A 19,487-nucleotide genomic window follows, 5' to 3' on the forward strand; every position below is an offset into this window, starting at 1 on the left:
CAAAGCAAACTTACCACTGACCGCCCAGCGACACGCCGCCGAAGAAATAGTCGTAGAAGCCGACTTCGAGCTTGGCGATGGCGTGCTCGCCGATATTAAAGCGCAGGCCGCCGGTGACGTTGAGCACGGGGATGACCGGCGGGACGCTTTCCTCGACCTTGCGGCTGCTCTGGTCGATGGAGTTGGGGTGGGGTTCGCCGTCGGGGCCGAAGCAATCGTCGGAGGCGAAGCCGTCGCTGCCGCCGAGGCTCGCCTCACAGGCCGAGCCGGAGGCGGCGTCGTAGCGCACGATCTCGCCCATCACCACGCCCAGGCCGATGCCGCCGCCGACATACGGTGATACCCATTTCTGGGCGTCCCAATACCAATAGCCGGAGACGACCAGCGACAATAGTTGCAGGTCGACCTCGGTATAGTCGGCGTTGTTGGCGGGGTCGTCATTCTCCAGCCAGAATTGGCTGGGCATGCTCAGATCGGCGTATTCGATGGCGGTGCTGATCTCGTAGGCGTCGACTTTTCGCCACACGAACTCCAGGCCGTAGGCCAGGTTGGGGCCGTCGTCCCAGTGGCTGGCGTGCTCTTCGTAAAAGGCGCCCAAGAGCCAGTCGGGCACGACGATCGCGCGCATGCGCGGGGCGATATAGAACTCGTTCTTTTTGCCCCGGTCGAAGCTGATCTCGTTATTTCCGTCGACTTGTTGGGCGCGGGCGGTGTTCGGCGCGAGAACCCCAACGCCGGCCATGATCAAAAGGGCAACCAGCCAGCGCATCGACGTCTGAAAATCGTCCCGTACATTCCTCATGAGGCACTCCACTCAATTTAAGATAAGATGATCGCATCCAATATATTCAGTCGGATGCAGTATAGTGCGCTTATCAGGGCGGAGCAATTTTTCGCGGCGCGAGGCTTATTGGACCTCAACGGGCATATTGCGTTGGGTGGTGTAGCCGTCGCCAAGTTGGCCGTCGTCGTTGTTGCCCCAGCACCACAGGCTGCCGTCGAGTTTGGTGGCGCAGGTATGCTCGCTGCCCGCGCTGACGTGCAGGGCGTTCGAGAACCCGGTGACCTTTCGCGGCGAGAGTTGGTTGCCGCCGCCGCCGTTGCCGAGCTGGCCGCGTCCGTTATTGCCCCAGCAATACAGGTCGTCGTCGGTGCTCACCGCGCAGGTATGCGCGTCGCCGGCGGCGATTTGGCGGGCCTTCCAGATCGCGGGGACACGCTTGGCGATGGTGCTGCCGTCCGGGCCGCCGTGGCCGAGTTGGCCGCTATTTCCGCGGCCCCAGCACCAGATCTGGCCGGAGTTCAGGATGGCGCAGGCGTGCTCTTTGCCGGCGGCGAGGTCGATGACGTCGATCAACGTCGAGCGCTCGCCGTTTCTAACGGTCTGAGGGGTCGAGGAGCCGACGGTGTTCCCCAGCGGCGCGCCCCAGCAGGAGACGGTGTGATTGGCCAGGCGTGCGCAGGTAAAATAGTCCCCCGCGACGACCTGCTCGGCGGTGATAATCCCGGTGGCGCCGACCGGTTGGCGCGAGTTTGCGGTGCTGCCATTGCCAAGTTGGCCCTGCGCGCCCAGGCCCCAGCAGCCGACCTGACCGTTGCTGCGCACCAGGCAGGAGTGCGAGCGCCCGGCGGCGATGTCGATGATGTCGGTATACGCGGTCGCCTGGACGGGCATATTGCGCGACGTGTAGGTTCTGTCGCCCAGTTGGCCGACTGTATTATATCCCCAGCACCAGGCGCGCCCGTCCTGCTGCAGGGCGCAGGTATGGTGGGCGCCGGCGTCGATATGCGTGGCGCTGCTGAGCATCGAGACCTGAACGGGGGTTCGCGACGTGCTGTTCGTGCCGTTGCCCAACTCACCGGTGGTGCCGACGCCCCAACATTCGACCCGACCGCTTGAGAGCAGGGCGCAGTTGTGGAAGGCGGCCGCGGCGGCCTGGTGATAGCCGCTATTGGCGCAGCGATTTTGCACGCAGGTGTCCGAGGTGCTCGGGCAGAGGCCGCAATCATCGGTGACGCCGTTCCAGGTCACGCTGCCGCACTCTGCTGACTTTTCTTCGCAAAGGTTTACGACGCATTGACCCGCGTCGCAGACCTCGCCGGCGCCGGTGCAGACGCCGCATTGCGCGTTGACACCGTTCATGCTGGTGGCGCCGCATTCCACCGCGTTGGCGTCGCAGATGCTGACGCATTCGCCCGCCACGCACACCATCTCAAGCCCGCATCCGCCGGGGCACTCCTCGCCCGTGGTGTCGGGTTGCTGGGTGTCGGGTTCGGTTGTCGTGTCCTGCCCGGTTGTGTCTTCGCCCGTTGCATCTGGGCTGGTTGTGTCTGGGCTGGTTGTGTCTGGGCCGGCATCCGGCGTGGTGTCGGCGCTCACCCCGTCGTCGGGCGAGCCCGTGTCTTGTGCATCTTCGACGGTGTTTGCGTCGAGGTCCCCTACATCTTTTCCCGTGTCGCTGCCGCCGTTATTTCCCGCGTCGAGGTCCGAGGCGTCGCGGTCTTCAATGGTGCCGTCGGTGGTCGCGTTCGGGTCAATTTCGCCGCTGGCGCAGGCGCTCAATAAGAGCGTGCCGGTGAATAAAACCAGCAAGATCAACCGCGCAGATGCGCTTCGCCCGGACACGTCGGGGGTCGGGGTCAGATTTGAAGAATTGGAATGCACGGGACGGCCTCATTTATATAAGCGATTTTGCATCAATAAGCGGGATATGCGCTGCGATGCGTATCTCTATCGGAATCGGTTTCTTAATTCAATATCAACAGGATACACCATAAATTATGAGCATTGCCAGGTGCCATAAAGGCGCAACGCCCTAGACTTTTGGCGCGGCGCCTGCATACAATCCGCCCATGTTTTGGCGCGCGTCTTTGACGCGGTGCGCCTTTTTTTATTTCTAAATCCATCTTCTATTTTAAGACGTTGCCCATGCTTCACGAACCGGGTTCATCCTATAAGCTGCCGACTGAGCAGCTCCCCGCAGACCAGACCGTGCTCTCGGAGCGCCGTGAGGGCGAGACGGCGTTGGCGTTTATGCGCCGGCGCCTGGCCGAGCGGGGCTGGCTGGTGCCGCTTCTGCTCTTTGTCGCCGCGGCCATCGTCTTCTCGCTATTTGCCTGGGAGCGCGTCAAGAAGCCGTCGACGGACCCGCATTTCGCGTATCTTGCCAATACCTATAACTCGATGATCGCGGCCAAGGTTGGCGGCGAGGGCTCCGAGGCGGCGAAGCGCCGCGAGGGCAAATACCCCTTCGAGTTGGACCGCAAGCCGCCGCATCGAAACGATTGGGCGAGCTGGTGGGAGCTTGAGACGCGGGACGGCGAGCAATTTCGCGGCATCTGGTTGGACAAGCAGGGCACCGGGCGCTTTAAGACCCTCGACGGAAAGATCGTCTTTTTGGAGCGCTCAACTCTCAATCATCGGGAGCGAAAGCAGCGCTATTTTATGTCCTTTCCGCCGGGGCCCTCGGTGCTGATGATGCCGCTGGCGGCGGTGTGGGGCTATCAGGTCAATGATGTGCTCTTCACCATCTTCTTCGCCGCGCTCAACGTGATGTTGATGTATATCCTGCTGCGCAAATTATCCGTCGGCGGGCGAAGCGGGCGGGCGCGCGACGATAACCTGTGGCTCACGGTGCTGTTCGGGTTCGGGACGGTGCATCTGTGGACGGCGGTGCTCGGGCAGGTGTGGTTCACGGCGTTGATCGTCGGGCTGACCTTCGCGCTGCTCTATATTTTGTGCGCGATTGACGCAAAGCACCCGTTCTGGGCGGGGCTCTTTTTGGCGATGGCCTTCGCGACGCGCACGCCGCTGCTGTTTACCTGCGTCTTCTTCTTCGCGTTTGTGTTCTTTCCCGGCGGCAAATGGCGCAAGGACGATTGGCCCGGAGCGTTCAAAAAGCTCGCGCTTTTCTGCGCGCCATGCCTGGTCATTGGGCTGAGCCTTCTGTGGATGAACGCGATTCGATTCGAGTCACTCAGCGAATTTGGCCATACGTACCTGGCCGCCGGCGGCCTCAAGCGCATCCAGCAATACGGCCTTTTTAACATCCATTTCTTGTCGAAGAACCTCTCGGCGATGCTCACGCTCTTGCCGCGTTTTCAGCCCGAGGCGCCGTTCATCGTCGTCAGCAAGCACGGCATGAGCATGTTGTTGAGCACCCCGGTGTTCTTCTATCTATTTATGCCCGAGGCGCGCGAGTCCCAGCAGGATAAGTTCTGGTACCGCCTGCTCTGGGGGACGGTCGCGGTCACCGCGCTGCCCGGGTTGTTCTACCAGAACACCGGCTACGCCCAATACGGCTTCCGATTCGCCCTGGATTATATGCCCTATCTGATCCTGATCCTGGCGGTCGGGCGCCGACCCTTGAGCCGACTCTTTAAGTTCTTGGTGCTCGTTGGCATCCTGGTGAACGCGTTTGGCGCGGTGACCTTTAAGCGTTTCGAGCAATTCTTTAGCGAAGACTTTTTCGTTTAATCATCGATGAGTTTAAAGGAGCGAGAATGACGACGTCTGCCGATAAAGCGAAGCAAGAGCCGCCCGGACTGATGTCCTCCAGCCCGGTCGGAGCGCTGGCGCTCCTGGCCGTGGGGACCGGTTTTATCGCGCTGGTTTCGCTGGGCGTGGAGGTCTGGACTGGGCAGGCCCTGGCCAAAACCTTCGACCTGGGCGTGCCCTTTATCAGCGCGCCGCTGGGCGTCGGGACCGTCATCATGGCGGCGTTGACCGCCAAGAATAGCCCGAAATTCGCGCTCCCCTCGATCATCTGCGGCGCCCTTTATTGGTTGATCTTCATGCTCGCCGCCTGAAATTCTGCCCGGCCCGCCTACGCCTTAGGACCTCTTCGATGATTCCCAGACGCCTCGATAAATACCTCGCCGACGCAACCAATATGTCGCGCCGCGAGGTCTATCTGGCCTGGGATGCCGAGCGCATTGAGGTGCGACCCAGCGAGGCGCCCTGGGGCGATGATTACGAGCCGTGGAGCCTGATCTTCGCCGAAGATACGGTTCTATTGGACGGCGAGCCGCTGGAGCTGCGCGAGCCGCAACATTATTTCGCCTTTCATAAACCCGAGGGGGTGCTGACCGCGGTGAGCGACCCGCACGACCGCCTTTGCCTGGCGCCCTGGTTGGCCAAGCTCCCGCCGTCCATCTTTCCGGTGGGGCGCCTCGACCGGCCGACCACCGGCTTTTTGCTGCTCACCGACGACGGGAACCTGAGCTTCTGCCTGCTGCGGCCGTGGTTTGGCGTCCCCAAGGAATATCACCTGCGGGTGCGCGGGCGCGTGCTGCCCGACGATGAGCGCATCGAGATGTTGCTGGCGGGGGTCGATATCGGCGATGGGAAAGACCCGGCGACCGCGCTCAAGGTCGAGGTGCTGGCAGATCAAATCGCCTCAGATCCGCGCATCGGCTCCGAGACGCTGCTGTCGGTGGTGGTGGATGAGGGGCGAAATCGCATGGTGCGCCGGATGGCGCGCGGCGTGGGGTTTAAGCTCGAGCATCTGCATCGCCCGCGCATCGGCCCGGTCGAGATGGGCGAGGTCGCGCCGGGGGAGTGGCGCCGGCTGAGCGAAGACGAGGTCGACGCGCTGTGGGATGCATGCGGCGGGCGAGCAGACGCGCGAAAGCGCCATATCGCCGCGCTCGGGCGCCACGCCGAGACCTGGCGCGCCGAGGGGCGCCCGCATCATCGGCTCGAGCGCTGGCTTGAGAATCTCTAAGCCATCGGCGCGTCGATAATGCGGGCTGGCGCAGATTATTCAGCCACGAGTTGGCAAGTTCCCTGCACACATTTCGGCTCGCCTTCCAGCGGCGCGCAGTCAACCACGGCGCAGATCGCCTCCCACTCCTGGCCGCAGGAGGTGCGGGCCGCGAACGCGTCGATTTGCCCGATTACCTCGGCGCCTTCTTCATTCACAAAATGTGCGCCGCAGCAATTCGGCAGGCTGGCGACCACCATGCACTCGTCATCCTGCTGGCAGGAGACCTGTTCGGGGCGCGGATTTTGGTAGATCTCAGCGATGTCATCGCAGGTCGCGTCGACGCAATAGCCGGTACGATCTTCTTCGGGGGTCCGCACGCAGAGGCCGTCGCCGCAATCGGCGTCAGCTTCGCATATAACCGCGGCGCACTCGTCGCCGGTGCAGCCACATTGCGGTTCGGGCTCATTGAAGGGGCCGGCGGGGCAGTTGCCGATGGTCGCGAGCTCGCTCTCGCGGATGCATTGGCCGCGCGAAGACCCGCAATAAAAGGGCACGCAGGCGTCGTCGCCGCAGGTCTCCGCCGGGGCTTCCTTGCATTCACAGGTGTCGCAGCCCTGCGCATCCTTTTTGAATCCGTTCGGGCACTCCACGTCACATTGAATGACCGGGCATTCACGGGACTCGGTGCAGGAATCGCCGCTTCGGTCGATCGCGACGCCTTCGCACAGCGCCAGCGCCGGGCAGGCGTAGGTCACGCCGTCCTCGCCGCAGACCGATTCCAGCCCGTTCTCGCAGAATTTTTCGACGGTGCAGGTTTGCCCCGACTCGTTGTCTTGCAGCTCAATGCAGCCGCTCAAAAACAGCGCACAGGCTGTCAATAATACGCAGATGATTTGTTTCATTTGGATGACCTTTATTTTATTTATGCCACTCATCGAATAGTCTTCTGGTCTATAGAGCGTAAACAATGTCAAAATACAACGCCAGTGATTCCCGTTGACCGCGGGTTCCATCCAAAAAGAATGAAGTTGTATTGAATGAATTGGCGTGTGGGGGCGTCGAACCCGTGCAGCCGTATCGTAATCGATGCAATTTTTGTCATCAATGAACTCAGCTAAATTATCGTTCGACCGGAGATTACCGATGCTTTCCCCCAATAAATACATGCTTAAGGCGCTCGTCGTGTCCGCTATCCTCTTCGCCGCGAATTCGGCGTTCGCCGGGACCGGTTCGGTCGCGACGATGGATGACCCCACGCATATTATGAGCGTGACCTTCTCCCCCATTCACCTGGTGAACCCGGTCGTCGAGATCACCGCCGAGTTCAAAGCCCATGAGCAGTGGGGTTTAGCGTTGGTTGGCGGGGCGGGGCAGGTCACGGCGAAGGACGATATCCTCGGCGACGTGGACTTTTCGGTCTGGGAGGTCGGCGGCCAGCTTCGCTATTATGTGCTCGGTGATTTCGACCATGGCATGCAGATCGGCGGCGAGATTCTGTACGTCAACGTCTCCAACGATGAGATTGACACGTCGGAGGGCCGCTTCAGCGGTACCGGCGAAGGATTGGGCGTTGGACCTTTTCTTGGTTATAAATTAGCAACCAAAGTGGGATTTACTGTGGACGCCCAACTCGGTATTCAACGCACGTTTCTTCAGGCCGAGGCGGAACATACCGCCAGCGGAACGAGCGCCGAAGAAGAAGACCGTGATTGGGGCCCGATCGTCAATCTAAACGTCGGTTGGTCTTTCTAAGTCGGGTCCGTGAGGATCCGGGTTCAAGGCCATCATTTTCAACTTATCTCGATGAGCAACTATGGAACCGGATCCGAGCACGACCCCGCCCGAGAAACTTGGGCCTCCCTGGACAATTCTGAAGATCCTGCGCTGGACGACGCATTTCTTCGAGACCAAGAAGGTCTCGGAGAGCGCGCGCCTCGACTCTGAATTGCTCCTGGCCAAGGTGCTCAATTTTGAGCGCATGAAATTATATACCCATTTTGATCGCCCCATGAGCGAAGACGAATTGGGCGAGTATCGCGCGCTGATCAAAAGGCGCGCCTCGGGTGAGCCGGTCGCGTATATTCTGGGGAGCAAGGGATTCTGGGAGATCGACCTCAAGGTCGACTCCCGCGTCCTGATCCCGCGCCCCGAGACCGAGATTTTGGTCGAAGAATGCCTCAAACGCCTCGATAAAGACGCCGACGCCCGGGTCATCGACGTCGGCACCGGCAGCGGCGCCATCGCGCTCTCGCTGGCGGACGCGCGCCCCAATATCCGCGTCGCGGCCACCGATATCTCCCCGGACGCCCTGGCGCTCGCCCAAGAGAACGCGGCGGCGCTCGAGCTCGCCGAGCGGGTGGAGTTCTTCGAGGGTGACCTGCTCGAGAACGTCCGCGCCGACTTCTTTCCCTGCCACATTATTGTCAGCAATCCGCCCTATATCGGCGAAGATGAGCGCGATGATATTATGGTCGACGTCAAGGGTTTTGAGCCCGAGTTCGCGCTCTTCTCGGGCGCCGACGGCCTCGATGTGATTCGTCGCCTGGTCCCGGCGAGCTTCGATGCGTTGGAATCGGGCGGGCATTTTCTGTGCGAGATTGGGTATCAGCAGGGCGAGGCGGTGGAGAATATCTTAAAAGCTGCGGGCTTCGTTGAGACATCGATTCGCCAGGACTACGCGCGCCTCGACCGAGTCGTGATGGGCCAAAAGCCCTGAGCGGGTAAGTCGCTGATATTTTTAGGTAATTAAGCCCGCGGTGACACTCGTCAGCGTGGGCTTTTTTGCGTCAACGCGGCTCATTCGCCCAGCACCTGGGTGTAGACGCCCAACGTCTTCGCCGCCGTCTTCGGCCAGTTAAACTGCGCCGCCCGCGCATAGCCGTCTTCGATCAGGCGCTCGCGAAGTTTCGAGTCTTCGAGCACCCGGCGCATCGCGCGCGCCAGGTCCCCGGTATGATTCGGGTTAAATAATATCGCGGCGCGTTGGGCGATGCTGCGCATGGGCTCCAGGTCGCTGACCAGCGTCGGGATGCCCATGGCCATGGCTTCCAGGATGGGGAGGCCGAAGCCCTCGACGAGCGAGGGAAAGACGAAGAGGCGGGCGTGCCCCAAGGTGCTTCGCAGCTCGGCGTCGCTGAGGATGCCGGCCAGGGTGATATGCTGGGCGACCTCGGAATCCCGAACCTGTGGCGCCAGGTCGGCGCAGTTGCCGATGAGGACCAGGTGGCCCTGGTCCAGGGTGGGGCGCACCCGGGCGAAGGCGTCGATGAGGCGGTCGAGGTTTTTATAGGGCTTGGCGTTGCCGATGGCGACGATATACGGGGTGTCGGCGCTGGGCAGGCCGAGCTTTTGGTGCTCGGGCGGCGCGGCCGGGGTTTGAAAGTCGTCGGAGACCCCGTGGGAGATGAGGCTGAACTGGTCGGGGCGCAGCCAGGGGGTGGCGCGCTGGGCGGTGGGCTCGGAGATGCAGATGACGTGGTCGGCGGATTTCAGGCTGTGCGGAATCGCCAGCGAGGCGAATGCCCGGATGGTCTCGGCCTTTAGCCAGGTGGGCTGGGATTGGTGGGGGTGGTCGATCCAGACCAGGTCGTGGAGGGTGACGACGACCTTCGCTCCGGGCGCGGCGCGGCGGATGGCAAACGGCGAGATATGAAAGAGGTTATGATAGATATCGGGCGCGCCGACCTCTTTAAAGACCTTTCGCAGGGTATGCGCGCCGCAGGCGAAGTTCTCCAGGCTGTCGATCGCCGGGTCGACAAAGACCTCGCGCAGCGCGAAGCCGGGGACGTCGATGGGGGTGCGGTTTGAGGTGTGGCGGATGACGACGAATTCGTGCTCGGGCGCCTGGCGCAGCAGCTCGGGGATGAGGCTGAGCGCGTAGCGGGCGACGCCGGCGGGCTGGGCGGTGATATTTCGGGCGTCGAGATAGATGCGCGCCATAATTCGGTCGGGGGCGGGGGAGCGATGAGTTTGAATAAAGAGCGAAAACTATTGTTTAAGAAGTTGACGGTAGACGTCGAGCGTGGCGCGGCCGCAGGCTTGCCATGTGAAGTTGGCGGCGTGCTTGAGGCCGCGGCTTCGCTGCTCCTCCCAGGCGGCCGTGTCGTCGAAAAGAAGGCGCAGCGCCCGGGCGATTTCGGCCGGTGACTCCGGGTCGACGGTGAGCGCGCCGGGGCCGGCGACCTCGTTGGGGGCGCCGCGATTCGAGGTCACCACCGGCGTGCCGCAGGCCATCGCCTCGAGCGCCGGCAGGCCAAACCCCTCGTAGATAGACGGAAACAAGAAGGCATGCGCCATGCTATAGAGCGCGTGTAATTCGTCGAGGCTGATATGCTCAAGAGTGATGATGCGCGAGGCGACGTCCGGGTCGGCCATCAATTGGTGCAGGCGCGAGGCGGGGCCGCGGGTGAGGCGGCGGACCAGGACGAAATAGACGTCCGGGTCGTGGCGAAACGCCTCGATAAACCCGGCCAGCGCGCCGGCGTGATTCTTATAGGGCGTGCCCTGGCCGACCACCAGAACAAAGCGGCTCTTGGGCGCCAGCCACTTCGACAACCGCGGCCAGCCCTCCTCGGGGGGCATCGGATGAAAGGCCGCGTCGATCCCATTATAGGTGACGTCGACGCGCCCGCGCATCGCGGGGAAATAATCTTCGATGGCCTGGCGCGAGGTCTCCGAGACCGTCAAAATATGGTCGGCCTGCGCGGCCGAGCGCGGGATCAATTGCTCGTAAAAGGTGCCGGTGACGACCTTTCGCCAGGCGCTGTCGGTGCAATAGTTTTTGTCCAGCAGCCACATAATATCATGCAGCGTGAAGACGCTCGGCACCGGAAGGTCCGCCGGCAGGATATTAAAGGGCGAATGGAAGAGGTCGACCCCCTTGAAGGCGCCTTCTTTCTCGAGGATGCGCGGCATCACAAAGCGGGTGCGCAGCGAGTTGGGCGCGGCCGGGTAGGTCTGGCAGGTCACCCGCGGGTCGTCGAAGGGCTTCGGGCGCGTCGGGTGCGTGATGAGCTTGAGCCGAAGCCCGGTGTCCTGGGCGAGGAGCTGCTCGATGAGGTGGTGGGTATAGCGGCCGATGCCGCTGGGCTCATCGCTGATATAGCGCGCGTCGAGCATCACGCAGGCGTTGGTATGGGTGATTTCGACGGGCGTGGATGGGTTGCGGGACAAATCGGTCACCGGGGGACTAGGATGAGGGAGCACGAGTTGGGATTGAGCGGATTCGCCAAAAAGCATAAAGAGATGGCGGCGACCTAGAATCGCATTCGAGTCCGTCAGCGAAACGTAGTATAGACATGCAGCCGCGCCGGGAGGCCTCGGCGAGCGTATATTAGTCGGGTTAACTGGCTGTGCAAGCCCAGAGATTTAATTATGACATCTTTTATGAAGCGCTTTATCGCCTTCTTTATCGGTCGCGTCATCGCGCCCCATTATTGGGCTGTTTCGGCGATTAGTATTCTTTTGAGCGTGCTCTCGGTCTGGGTGATCGCGACGCAGGCCAATATTAATAGTGATTTTAAGGCGCTATTGCCGACCACCTCGGCCGCCTACCAGGCGATGGATGAGGTCGGCGGGCGGGTTGGCAGTGGCTCGGCGCTCTTTGTCGTCGTCGACTCCCCCGACACCGAGGCCAATAAGCGCTTCGCCGAAGTCTACGCCAACACCCTGCGCGAGCTGCCCGACGTGGCGCTGGCGCATTATCATAATGACAAGAGTTTTTTCGAGAAGAATAAACTCCTCTACCTCGACAAAGAGGACCTGAGTGGGCTGCGCGAGCGCATCGCCGACAAGATTAAGGATGCCAAGCGCAAGGCCAATCCGCTCTTCGTGTCGCTGGGTTTTGACGACGATGAGGAAGACGACGCGCTGCTCAATACCAGCGAGTTAGAGGAGAAATATTCCAACCTATCCCAGAACTCCTATAAAGAATATTTGATCAGCGACGACGGCTATTCGCTCACCATCGTGGTGCGTTTCGTCGAGTCTTCGACCGACCTGGCCTCCACTGAGCAGCTCATCGCGCGGGTGCAGCAGGTGGGCGCCGACCTTGAGCCGGCCAAATATCACCCCGAGATGAAGCTCGAGTACGGCGGTGGGCTGATCAACCGTCAGGCTGAGTATAGCTCGATCGTCGATGATATTAAGACCTCGGCCTGGTCGACGATTATCGGGCTCTTCCTGGTCATCGGCCTGTATTTCCGCCGGGTGCGCGCGGTCTTCTTCGTGCTCGCCCCGCTCATCATGGGCGTGGCGTGGACGCTGGCGTTTAGCTTCTGGTTCTTCGGGGAGCTGACGACGGTGGCGACGTTTATCTTCGCGGTGCTGCTCGGGCTGGGGATTGACTATAGCATCCATTTTCTCAACGAATACGATATCTATCGGCGCAAGGGCTTTGAGCCCGTGGACGCGCTGGTCGAGTGTTTCGGGACCACCGGGCGGGCGACCGTCATCGGCGGCGTGTCGACGATGGTCACCTTCGTGGTGCTGGCGTTTGCGCAATTTCGCGGGCTGAGCCAATTCGGTCAGGTCGCGAGCATCGGTATTGTCTGCACGCTCATCGCGATGCTGGTGGTGCTGCCGGCGATGATCTTGACGGTGCATCGCATCCTTCCCTACGACCCGCCTCTGGGCGAAAAAGATGAGGCGGCGTCGATGCTGTCACCTGCGTATTGGGTTGACGAGGTGCGGGCGAAGCCGCTGGCGCCGGTGTTTTTGGGGATCGCGCTGCTGATAAGCGTCTTCGCCGGGTACCAATTGCAGAATGTCGAATTTGAGGAGAACTTCCGTGTTATCGGCAAGATGCAGCTGCCCTGGCAGGGCGAAAGTGAGCGGGAGGCTGCGACAAAGCAGGCCGAGAAACTGGCCAAGCGCCAGGCTCGCCTCACCGAGCGCCGCGCCCGCGCGGTGCGCGAGGCGGTCGACCCCGAGACCTATATCGCGCCGCGTGAGCAGAAGAGCGTGGGCGATAAATACACCAGCGCGACCAGCGGCATGCGCTCCTCGACGCCGACGCTTTTGCTCTTTGACGAAGAGGACCAGGCCCGCGAAGTCTACGAATATATGGCCGAGCAGCACGCTAATGGCGAGCTCGACGCGGTGCGCTCGGTCTCGGCGATCTACTCCTTTGTGCCCGGGACCATCGCCGAACAAGAGGAGCGAATGGTCGAAATTAACGCGATTCGCGAGCTGCTCGAGGATGACGATATCTCGTTTTTGAAGGCCGACGAGCGAAAGCGCATTGATGAGATGCGCGACAGCCTCGACGTCAAACCCTTCACCGCCCACGACCTGCCTGATTGGACCAAGCGCCTCTTCAAAGAAGCCGGCGACCAGGCCAAGGCGCCGGACCCCGGCGAGGAGTTCGCCTTCGGGTATTTGATCTACGTCAACGAGTCCATCGACAGCATGAAGGGCGAGCAGGCGCGGCGATTTTTGGGGCAAATGGAGGACGTTAAAGAGGCCACCCAGGTCGACTTTAGGGTCGGCAGCCAGTCCTATATTTATATCGCGATGCTCGACCAGATTAAGACCGACGGCCTGCGCATGATGAGCATCGCGCTGCTGATGACGCTGCTGGTGTTGATGTGGGGCTTTGGCAATCCGCTGCGCGCGCTCTACGCGCTCTTGCCGGTGCTCATCGGGATGTTCTGGATGTTGGGCGTGGCCGGGTTTATCGGGCTGAACCTCGACTTCTTTAACGTCATCATCATCCCGGTGCTCATCGGCGCCGGGGTCGACGACGGGGTGCATTTCTACGCGCATTATCGGGCGCAGGGGCGTGGTTCGGTGGGGGCTGTGATGAAATCGCTGGGCGGGGCGTTGGTGATGACCACCATTACCTCGGCGATTGGCTTTATGGGACTGGCGGTGACCGACTACGGCGGGTTGAAGTCCATGGGGTATTTGGCCATCATTGGGCTGAGCATGACCCTATTGGGCACGATGCTCGTCTTGCCGGCGATCTTATGGTTGGCCGAGAAATATGATATTCATTGGCTTGCGCAGGACTGACCCGCGCCTTTAAATAATATACTTATGCACGCAGGTTTTAAGATGCGTCGTTCCGAATTTTATCGCGCTGGCTCTTTGGTGTTTTTAGGTGCTTGTCTTGCGGCGAGTGCTGCGCTGGTCGGGTGTGGTGAGGAGCGAAATCAAGAACCCACGGTCCGCATTTCGGCGAGCAGCCTTGCCACCGTGCAGGGCGAATCGGTCACGATTGATGGGTCCGAGAGTTCGGACCCCGACGGGGACCCGCTGCGTTTTTATTGGGAGCTGAGCGCGCCGGAGGGGAGCGCGGTTCAATTCGACGACCTGCGCACCGAGACCGTCACCTTTGTCGCCGACGTGGCCGGCTCTTATACCGTGAGCCTGAGCGTGAGCGATGGGGAGTTTCGCACCGACCCCGAGAGCGTCACGATTGAGGCATCCTCGGGCGTCGTCGAAGAGGGCGCGCCGGTCGCAAAGACCGGCGCCGACCGCACCGTCGAGCTGGGCGCTGAGGTGCTGCTTGATGGCAGCGACTCGACCGACCCCGAGGGCGCAGCGCTGACCTACGCCTGGACGCTCAGCAGCTCGCCAAGCGGCAGCAGCGCGGCGCTCAGCGACGCGACGTCGGTGCAGGCGAGGTTCACGCCAGATAAGGTCGGCGACTATCATGTGTCACTGAAGGTCTCGAACGGGACCTATACCAGCGCGCCGGCGCAGGTCGTCATTAGCGCCGTCGAAGAGATCAACGAGTTCGCCCCCATCGCCGATGCGGGCGCTGACCAGCAGGGCGCGGTGGGCACGCCGGTGAACCTCGACGGCAGCGGCTCGAGCAACCCGAACGGGTCTGACGCAGACCTGCGTTATTTCTGGACCTTCCAGAGTCAGCCCGAGAATAGCGGGGTCATCGCGATCAACCGCCCCTCCAGCCCCGACGCCTGGTTTTTGCCCGACGCCGAGGGCACCTACGTGCTGCGCCTGGAGGTGCGCGACGCCGAGGAGAACCTGTCCACCGACACCGTTTCGATTGAGATTGAGCGACTCCCGAGCGACGTGACGCTGATGATCTCGGGCTATCTGCAGGGCTCCAGCCAGAATAAGGCGGTCTCGCTGTATAACTTTGGCTCGGCCCCGGTCGACCTGACGCGGGTGCGCTTCTGCATCTTCGCCAACGATGAGGTGACAAGTTGCAGCTATGACGCGGCGATCACGCGCACCATCTCTACCCACCCCGACGGCACCGACATGCTCGGCGCGGGCGAGGTGCTCACGATCTGTGAGGGGCGCGTGAGCTTGCCCGGCTTTGTCGCCGACGATTGCGACCGCTCCCAGGGCACTTATCTGGCCAATCTAAACGGCGATGATCGTTTTCTCATCTACGAGAATACCGACGGAAACGAGGCATTTACCGGCGTCGACCTGGTCATCGACGCCTTCGGCCAGACCGCGATGCAGCCTGCCGATACCATCTGGAAGGACAAGACATTTTTGCGCTGCAACTTCGACCTCTATGACGGCGCCGCCCCCTTTGCGGCAGCCGACTATTTTAATGTCCGAAGCAAGGATTTCATCACCGGCTTTGCCGATGCGCCGAGCGAAGGCTGTGATTGATCCGTTGTGAGGGCTATGAATGCGACGCGCGCCCCAGGGGCGCGCGTTGTTTCTCTGAAGGGTATATTTTGATGATGGCGACGCGGTATTTATTGGGCAGAGCGTTCTTTGTGGTGGCGAGCTGCGCCTTGTTGGTGGTGGGCTGCTCGGACGCTCCCATCGACGAGCCGGTGAGCCCGAATCAGCAATGCGCTGGCTCGGCGGGGCCGGACGACCTTGATACCGACGGCGATGGCGCGCCGGACGATTGCGATAATTGTCCCTATATTGCCAATACCGACCAGGCCGACGGTGATTTCGATGGGGTCGGTGACCGCTGCGATGATGACCGCGACGGCGATGGGATTGATAACGAGATCGACAACTGCCCGGATATCTATAATCCGGACCAGAGAGATAGCGATCGTGATGGTGTGGGCGATGTGTGCGAGCGCTGCCCGGACGGCGAAGACCTGCGCGATAGCGACGGCGACGGGATCGCGGATTGCTTTGATAATTGTCCGAGCGTCGCGAATCCCGACCAGATCGACACCGATGGCGACGGGGTGGGGGACGCCTGCGACAATTGCATCCCGGTGCCAAATGCTGGCCAGGCGGACCGCAGCGGGGATGGGATAGGCGATGCCTGCATCCCAACCGCGCAGCGTGTTTTTGACCCCGAAGAGGCGAGCATCGCGGACATTCATCGCACGATTCTCGCCAAGAAGATGACCTGCGAAGCGATCGTCGACGCGCATCTGCAACGGATCGCGCGGTATGACCTCGACGTCAGCGAGGGCGCGCCGATCAACGCCTTTGTGATGTTTAACGAGAGCGTGCGTGAGCAAGCGCGCGCGCTCGACGCCCAATTCGCCGAGACAAATTCGCTGGTGGGCCCGCTTCATTGCGTGCCGATTGGGGTGAAGACGAACTTTGACTCCAGCGACACCACCACCACGAACGGGTCGCTTGCGCTGGTCGGAACGCGCGCTCCAGACGACGGTTTTGCGCTGGCCCAGATGCGTGAGCGAGGCGCGTTGCTCGTCGGCACCACCGGAATGGACGAGTTCGCCGGCGGGGTCCACGGCATCGGTGGGCGCCACGGGAAGACGGGCAATGCCTACAACACCGCGACGAACTCGGGCGGCTCGAGCGCAGGCAGCGGGGCGGCGGTCGCGGCGGGTTTTTTGGTCGGGGCAACGGGCACCGATAATTGCGGCTCGCTGTCGATCCCGGCGGCCTATCACGGCCTGGTGACGATGCGCTCCACCCACGAATTGGTGAGCGTTGACGGCATCTTCCCCAGCAACCCGCTGGACGTGGTCGCCGGGCCGCTCGCCCGAAGTGTGCGAGATATGGCGGTGTTGCTCGATGCGATGGCGGCCGCGAATCCTGGTGATGCTCGTCAGAATCATCCGCGCTGGGCGCGACCGGATTCCTATACCGATCATCTCAACCCGAACGGGCTGCGCGGGCGTCGGATCGGCATCTTACGTCGACTCTCAGCCGAGACCGACGACTGGTACCGGGATCCGTTTGAGGGCGGCGACGCCGCGACCCACCGAACCTGGACCAGGGCAATTGAGGATATGCGCCGGCTCGGCGCGGAGGTTGTCGAAAATGTGCGGCTCCCGGAATTCTTGCCGTCTCGCTACGGCGCGGGGTTTGTCGTTCATGTCGACGCGTACCTAAAGGGCGTCGACTCTCCGGTGAAGAATTTCGCTCAAATCTGTGAGGAGGAGCGCTTCTCCAAATCGACCTATTCGAGCGTGGAGGCGTGTATGGAGCGCAATGAGTCTGGGTACGCCTATCCGAACGGGTCGCTCGATAAGGGGCGCAACGCCTACGCCTTCAACCGGGCGCATGTCACGCATGTGATGGACCTTTTGGACCTCGACGCGTTGGTCTACCCGGCCGACGCCACCGGCGCCGCGCATCGCTTTGCAGCGCAGCCAAATTGCCTGGCGACATCCGCCTCGGGACTGCCGGCGGTCGTGGTCCCCGTTGGGGAATCCACCGGCCGGGTGAAGCTGCCGATTGGGATGATGATCATGGGGCGCGAGTTCGACGAGCCCAGCCTCATCGAGATGGTGTATGCCTTTGAGCAGGGAACGGGTTGGCGCCGCCCGCCGCAGCTGCACGCGGCGAGTGAACCGGAAGATGTCCCGCGGCTCGACCTGCAGGCGGCCAATGACCTGCGCCTCGCCCTGGCCGAAGCCGCATTTGAGCAGGTGCTCGCCGGGCAGAATAAATTCGACCTCTACCCGGAGCGCTTCCGCCAGATCGCTCGGGAAGTCTTGCAGGAGGCGGGCGCCGTTCATCTTCTTGGTCCCGCCGAATAGCGCCCAGATAAGACGCTTGGCGGTAGTCCGAGTGGTCCCCAAAACGCAATAAATCCGCGAGCGCCCACATGGGCGACTTCGCGGATTTATTATATGCGTGTCGGGTCATCCTGCTGCGAGGATGCGCCGATTTGGCTCAGGCTTATTGGACCGTGATTTCGAGGCGATAGTCGCCGTCGGTTCCCGTGACATCGCCATCGACGATCAGGAAATGGCTCTCGCCGCCGGGGACCAGGACGTTTGTCAGGCGGACCGCGTTATTGCTCTCCCGAAATTTGCTGCCCTCGGTGCACGCATCGACGTTGCAGTCGGCGCGAACGTAGACGATCGGCAGATAGCCGGTTCCGATGGGCGTGACGAGTATCTCATAGGTCGTGTCACTCTGCGGGGCGAGCACAAACACCTCGTCGCCTCCGGACTGGCGCGCGTACGGGCAGTTGTCGCCAGTCGCGTTATAATTATTGCCAGCGCCTGCGGTTGAGCGTCCGGTGAGCACCGCGCCGCCGGTGACGTCGACGGCCTCCGCGCACGTCGCCCCCGTGGGCTCCTGTGAGGTGTCGGGTTCGGTCGTGATATCGGGCTCGGAGGTCGAGTCCGGCTCCGTGGCGGTGTCGCCGGCGTCGGGGACGGGTGAGGTTGTATCTGGCGTGTGGGCGTCCGGGGTCTGCGTGTCCGGCAGGTTTGAGGTGTCCCTGGGGGCGGTCGTGTCCTCGGTCGATTCGGTGTCTTGAGCGGTCGCGTCAACGCCTGCATCCGCATTGACCGAGTCGGCCACTGCGCCGTCTGCTGCGCAACCGACGAGCGTGGCGCAGGCGATGATGGTGATGAATCTGATAAGCGTTTTACTGCGCAAGGACGTCATGCTCGGGGCTCTCTCAAAGAAGAATTGGAAATCAAAGCGCGCTCACGCCTACATCGTTCGTGAGCGAATCAGTACGACAATAAGCAGCGGCGTAAATGCGAAGGCTAAAATCGCCTGGGCGACCAAGAGAGCGCGCAGGTCGATGGCGGCCAGCGCGACCGAGGTATAGACAAAAAGCATATGCGTGCCCAGGCCCAGTAGCGCGGCCTGGCGCATCGTACCGCGATATTTGCGCCGGTAGGCCGCGGCTTCTTCCTCGGTGGGAAGTTTGGGCTCCAGGGCGCTCGGGTCGCCGGCCAGACGGTCTTTTACCGTCAAAAAGCCCAGATAGACCCGCAGCAGAAATCGCTCGAGCATACTGCCAGATTCGCGGGCTTGATCCAAATCTTTGAGGACCTCATCGCGGGTCTCAACCCCCGACGATGCGTCGGCCGTGGTGGAGGTGAGCGCTTGAAATTGGACTTTGACGTTGTCGTAGACGATGGTTCGAATCCAGGTCGTGATGCCTGCGACCACGGCGACGCCGAACCAGATGCTGCCAAAATGTTCCAAAATTCCCAGGCCGATCAACACATAGGCGGGCAACAAGACCAGGGCGTCGACTACGCCGTCGAGGATGCGCCCGACGCGCGAGCCGCCGCCGCGCGCGCGGGCGAGTTGGCCGTCGGCGCAGTCGAGGATGACCGAGGCGAAGAGGAAGAAGCCGGCGAGCACGAGCAGCAGTGAGTCGACCGGGATGGGGCCGAGCGCGACTTCGTCAAAGAGCGTGCCGAAGAACGACTGATAGAGGCAAAAGGAGCCAATCCAGCCGGCGGTCAGGCTCGAGACCGTAATCTGGTTGGGCGTGACGGGGGTCGACAGCGCGAGGGCGGTGACCGCCGCCGCCAAGGGGCGGTGGAATCGGCGGTCAACGCTCTCCTCAACGTCGTAGTCTTTGAAGGCGAGGGCGTCGCGGTAACGTGTTCGAAAGCTCATGGCGCTCGTGTCGCGATGGGCCCA

General features: G+C 61.8%; 15 protein-coding genes. 8 read left to right on the plus strand and 7 right to left on the minus strand.

Annotated features, from left to right (window positions below; genetic code table 11):
- Positions 1-10 precede the first annotated feature (10 nt).
- Together DN745_RS04430 and DN745_RS04435 are read right to left on the minus strand one after the other, a co-directional pair.
- Positions 11-802: a hypothetical protein gene (locus DN745_RS04430; RefSeq protein ID WP_133622118.1), complete on the minus strand. Its 792-nt coding sequence runs from the start codon at positions 800-802 to the stop codon at positions 11-13.
- Positions 803-907: 105 nt separating this feature from the next.
- Entirely contained in the window at positions 908-2,665 is a 1,758-nt protein-coding gene (locus DN745_RS04435) for an RCC1 domain-containing protein (protein WP_133622117.1), read from the minus strand.
- Positions 2,666-2,929: 264 nt separating this feature from the next.
- On the opposite strand from DN745_RS04435, the gene DN745_RS04440 reads away from it, so the two are divergent.
- The 3 genes from DN745_RS04440 to DN745_RS04450 are packed head-to-tail and all read left to right on the plus strand — an operon-like array spanning position 2,930 to position 5,726.
- A complete protein-coding gene (locus tag DN745_RS04440) occupies positions 2,930-4,477 on the plus strand; it encodes a glycosyltransferase family 87 protein (RefSeq protein WP_111332531.1) in 1,548 nt (515 codons plus the stop codon).
- Positions 4,478-4,503: 26 nt separating this feature from the next.
- Complete coding sequence (locus tag DN745_RS04445) at positions 4,504-4,809, plus strand: hypothetical protein (protein ID WP_111332533.1); 306 nt, start codon at positions 4,504-4,506, stop codon at positions 4,807-4,809.
- A 38-nt stretch (positions 4,810-4,847) separates the two neighbouring features.
- Positions 4,848-5,726, plus strand: a complete 879-nt coding sequence (locus DN745_RS04450; RefSeq protein WP_111332535.1) for a pseudouridine synthase — start codon at positions 4,848-4,850, stop codon at positions 5,724-5,726.
- 35 nt (positions 5,727-5,761) lie between these two features.
- Here DN745_RS04450 and DN745_RS04455 read toward each other — a convergent pair whose 3' ends face one another.
- Positions 5,762-6,610 carry a hypothetical protein gene (locus DN745_RS04455; protein ID WP_162687447.1) on the minus strand — a complete coding sequence of 283 codons (849 nt, stop codon included), beginning with the start codon at positions 6,608-6,610 and terminating at the stop codon, positions 5,762-5,764.
- 241 nt (positions 6,611-6,851) lie between these two features.
- Between DN745_RS04455 and DN745_RS04460 the strand changes: the two genes are divergently transcribed.
- Entirely contained in the window at positions 6,852-7,460 is a 609-nt protein-coding gene (locus tag DN745_RS04460; RefSeq protein ID WP_162687448.1) for a DUF3575 domain-containing protein, read from the plus strand.
- Between the two features lie 61 nt (positions 7,461-7,521).
- Positions 7,522-8,424 carry a peptide chain release factor N(5)-glutamine methyltransferase gene (prmC, locus tag DN745_RS04465; RefSeq protein ID WP_111332538.1) on the plus strand — a complete coding sequence of 301 codons (903 nt, stop codon included), beginning with the start codon at positions 7,522-7,524 and terminating at the stop codon, positions 8,422-8,424.
- 80 nt (positions 8,425-8,504) lie between these two features.
- Here the strand turns inward: prmC and DN745_RS04470 are convergent, their stop codons facing one another.
- Complete coding sequence (locus DN745_RS04470; protein WP_111332540.1) at positions 8,505-9,647, minus strand: glycosyltransferase family 4 protein; 1,143 nt, start codon at positions 9,645-9,647, stop codon at positions 8,505-8,507.
- 48 nt (positions 9,648-9,695) lie between these two features.
- Positions 9,696-10,880 (minus strand): glycosyltransferase family 4 protein, encoded by a 1,185-nt coding sequence (locus tag DN745_RS04475; protein ID WP_162687449.1) that lies wholly within the window; start codon positions 10,878-10,880, stop codon positions 9,696-9,698.
- Between the two features lie 201 nt (positions 10,881-11,081).
- Here DN745_RS04475 and DN745_RS04480 point away from each other — a divergent pair, with 201 nt between their 5' ends.
- The 3 genes from DN745_RS04480 to DN745_RS04490 all read left to right on the plus strand — a co-directional run bounded on the left by DN745_RS04480 (position 11,082) and on the right by DN745_RS04490 (position 17,626).
- Positions 11,082-13,721: an efflux RND transporter permease subunit gene (locus tag DN745_RS04480; RefSeq protein WP_111332544.1), complete on the plus strand. Its 2,640-nt coding sequence runs from the start codon at positions 11,082-11,084 to the stop codon at positions 13,719-13,721.
- Positions 13,722-13,763: 42 nt separating this feature from the next.
- Complete coding sequence (locus tag DN745_RS04485) at positions 13,764-15,305, plus strand: PKD domain-containing protein (protein WP_133622116.1); 1,542 nt, start codon at positions 13,764-13,766, stop codon at positions 15,303-15,305.
- A gap of 71 nt (positions 15,306-15,376) precedes the next feature.
- Positions 15,377-17,626, plus strand: coding sequence for an amidase family protein (locus tag DN745_RS04490; protein WP_133622115.1), 2,250 nt, complete (start codon positions 15,377-15,379; stop codon positions 17,624-17,626).
- Between the two features lie 142 nt (positions 17,627-17,768).
- On the opposite strand, the gene DN745_RS04495 is transcribed toward DN745_RS04490, so the two are convergent.
- A complete protein-coding gene (locus tag DN745_RS04495; RefSeq protein ID WP_111332549.1) occupies positions 17,769-18,488 on the minus strand; it encodes a hypothetical protein in 720 nt (239 codons plus the stop codon).
- A gap of 48 nt (positions 18,489-18,536) precedes the next feature.
- Positions 18,537-19,463 carry a CDP-alcohol phosphatidyltransferase family protein gene (locus DN745_RS04500; protein WP_111332550.1) on the minus strand — a complete coding sequence of 309 codons (927 nt, stop codon included), beginning with the start codon at positions 19,461-19,463 and terminating at the stop codon, positions 18,537-18,539.
- Between the last annotated feature and the right edge of the window lie 24 nt (positions 19,464-19,487).

The organism is Bradymonas sediminis (genome assembly GCF_003258315.1).
GTDB lineage: Bacteria > Myxococcota_A > Bradymonadia > Bradymonadales > Bradymonadaceae > Bradymonas > Bradymonas sediminis.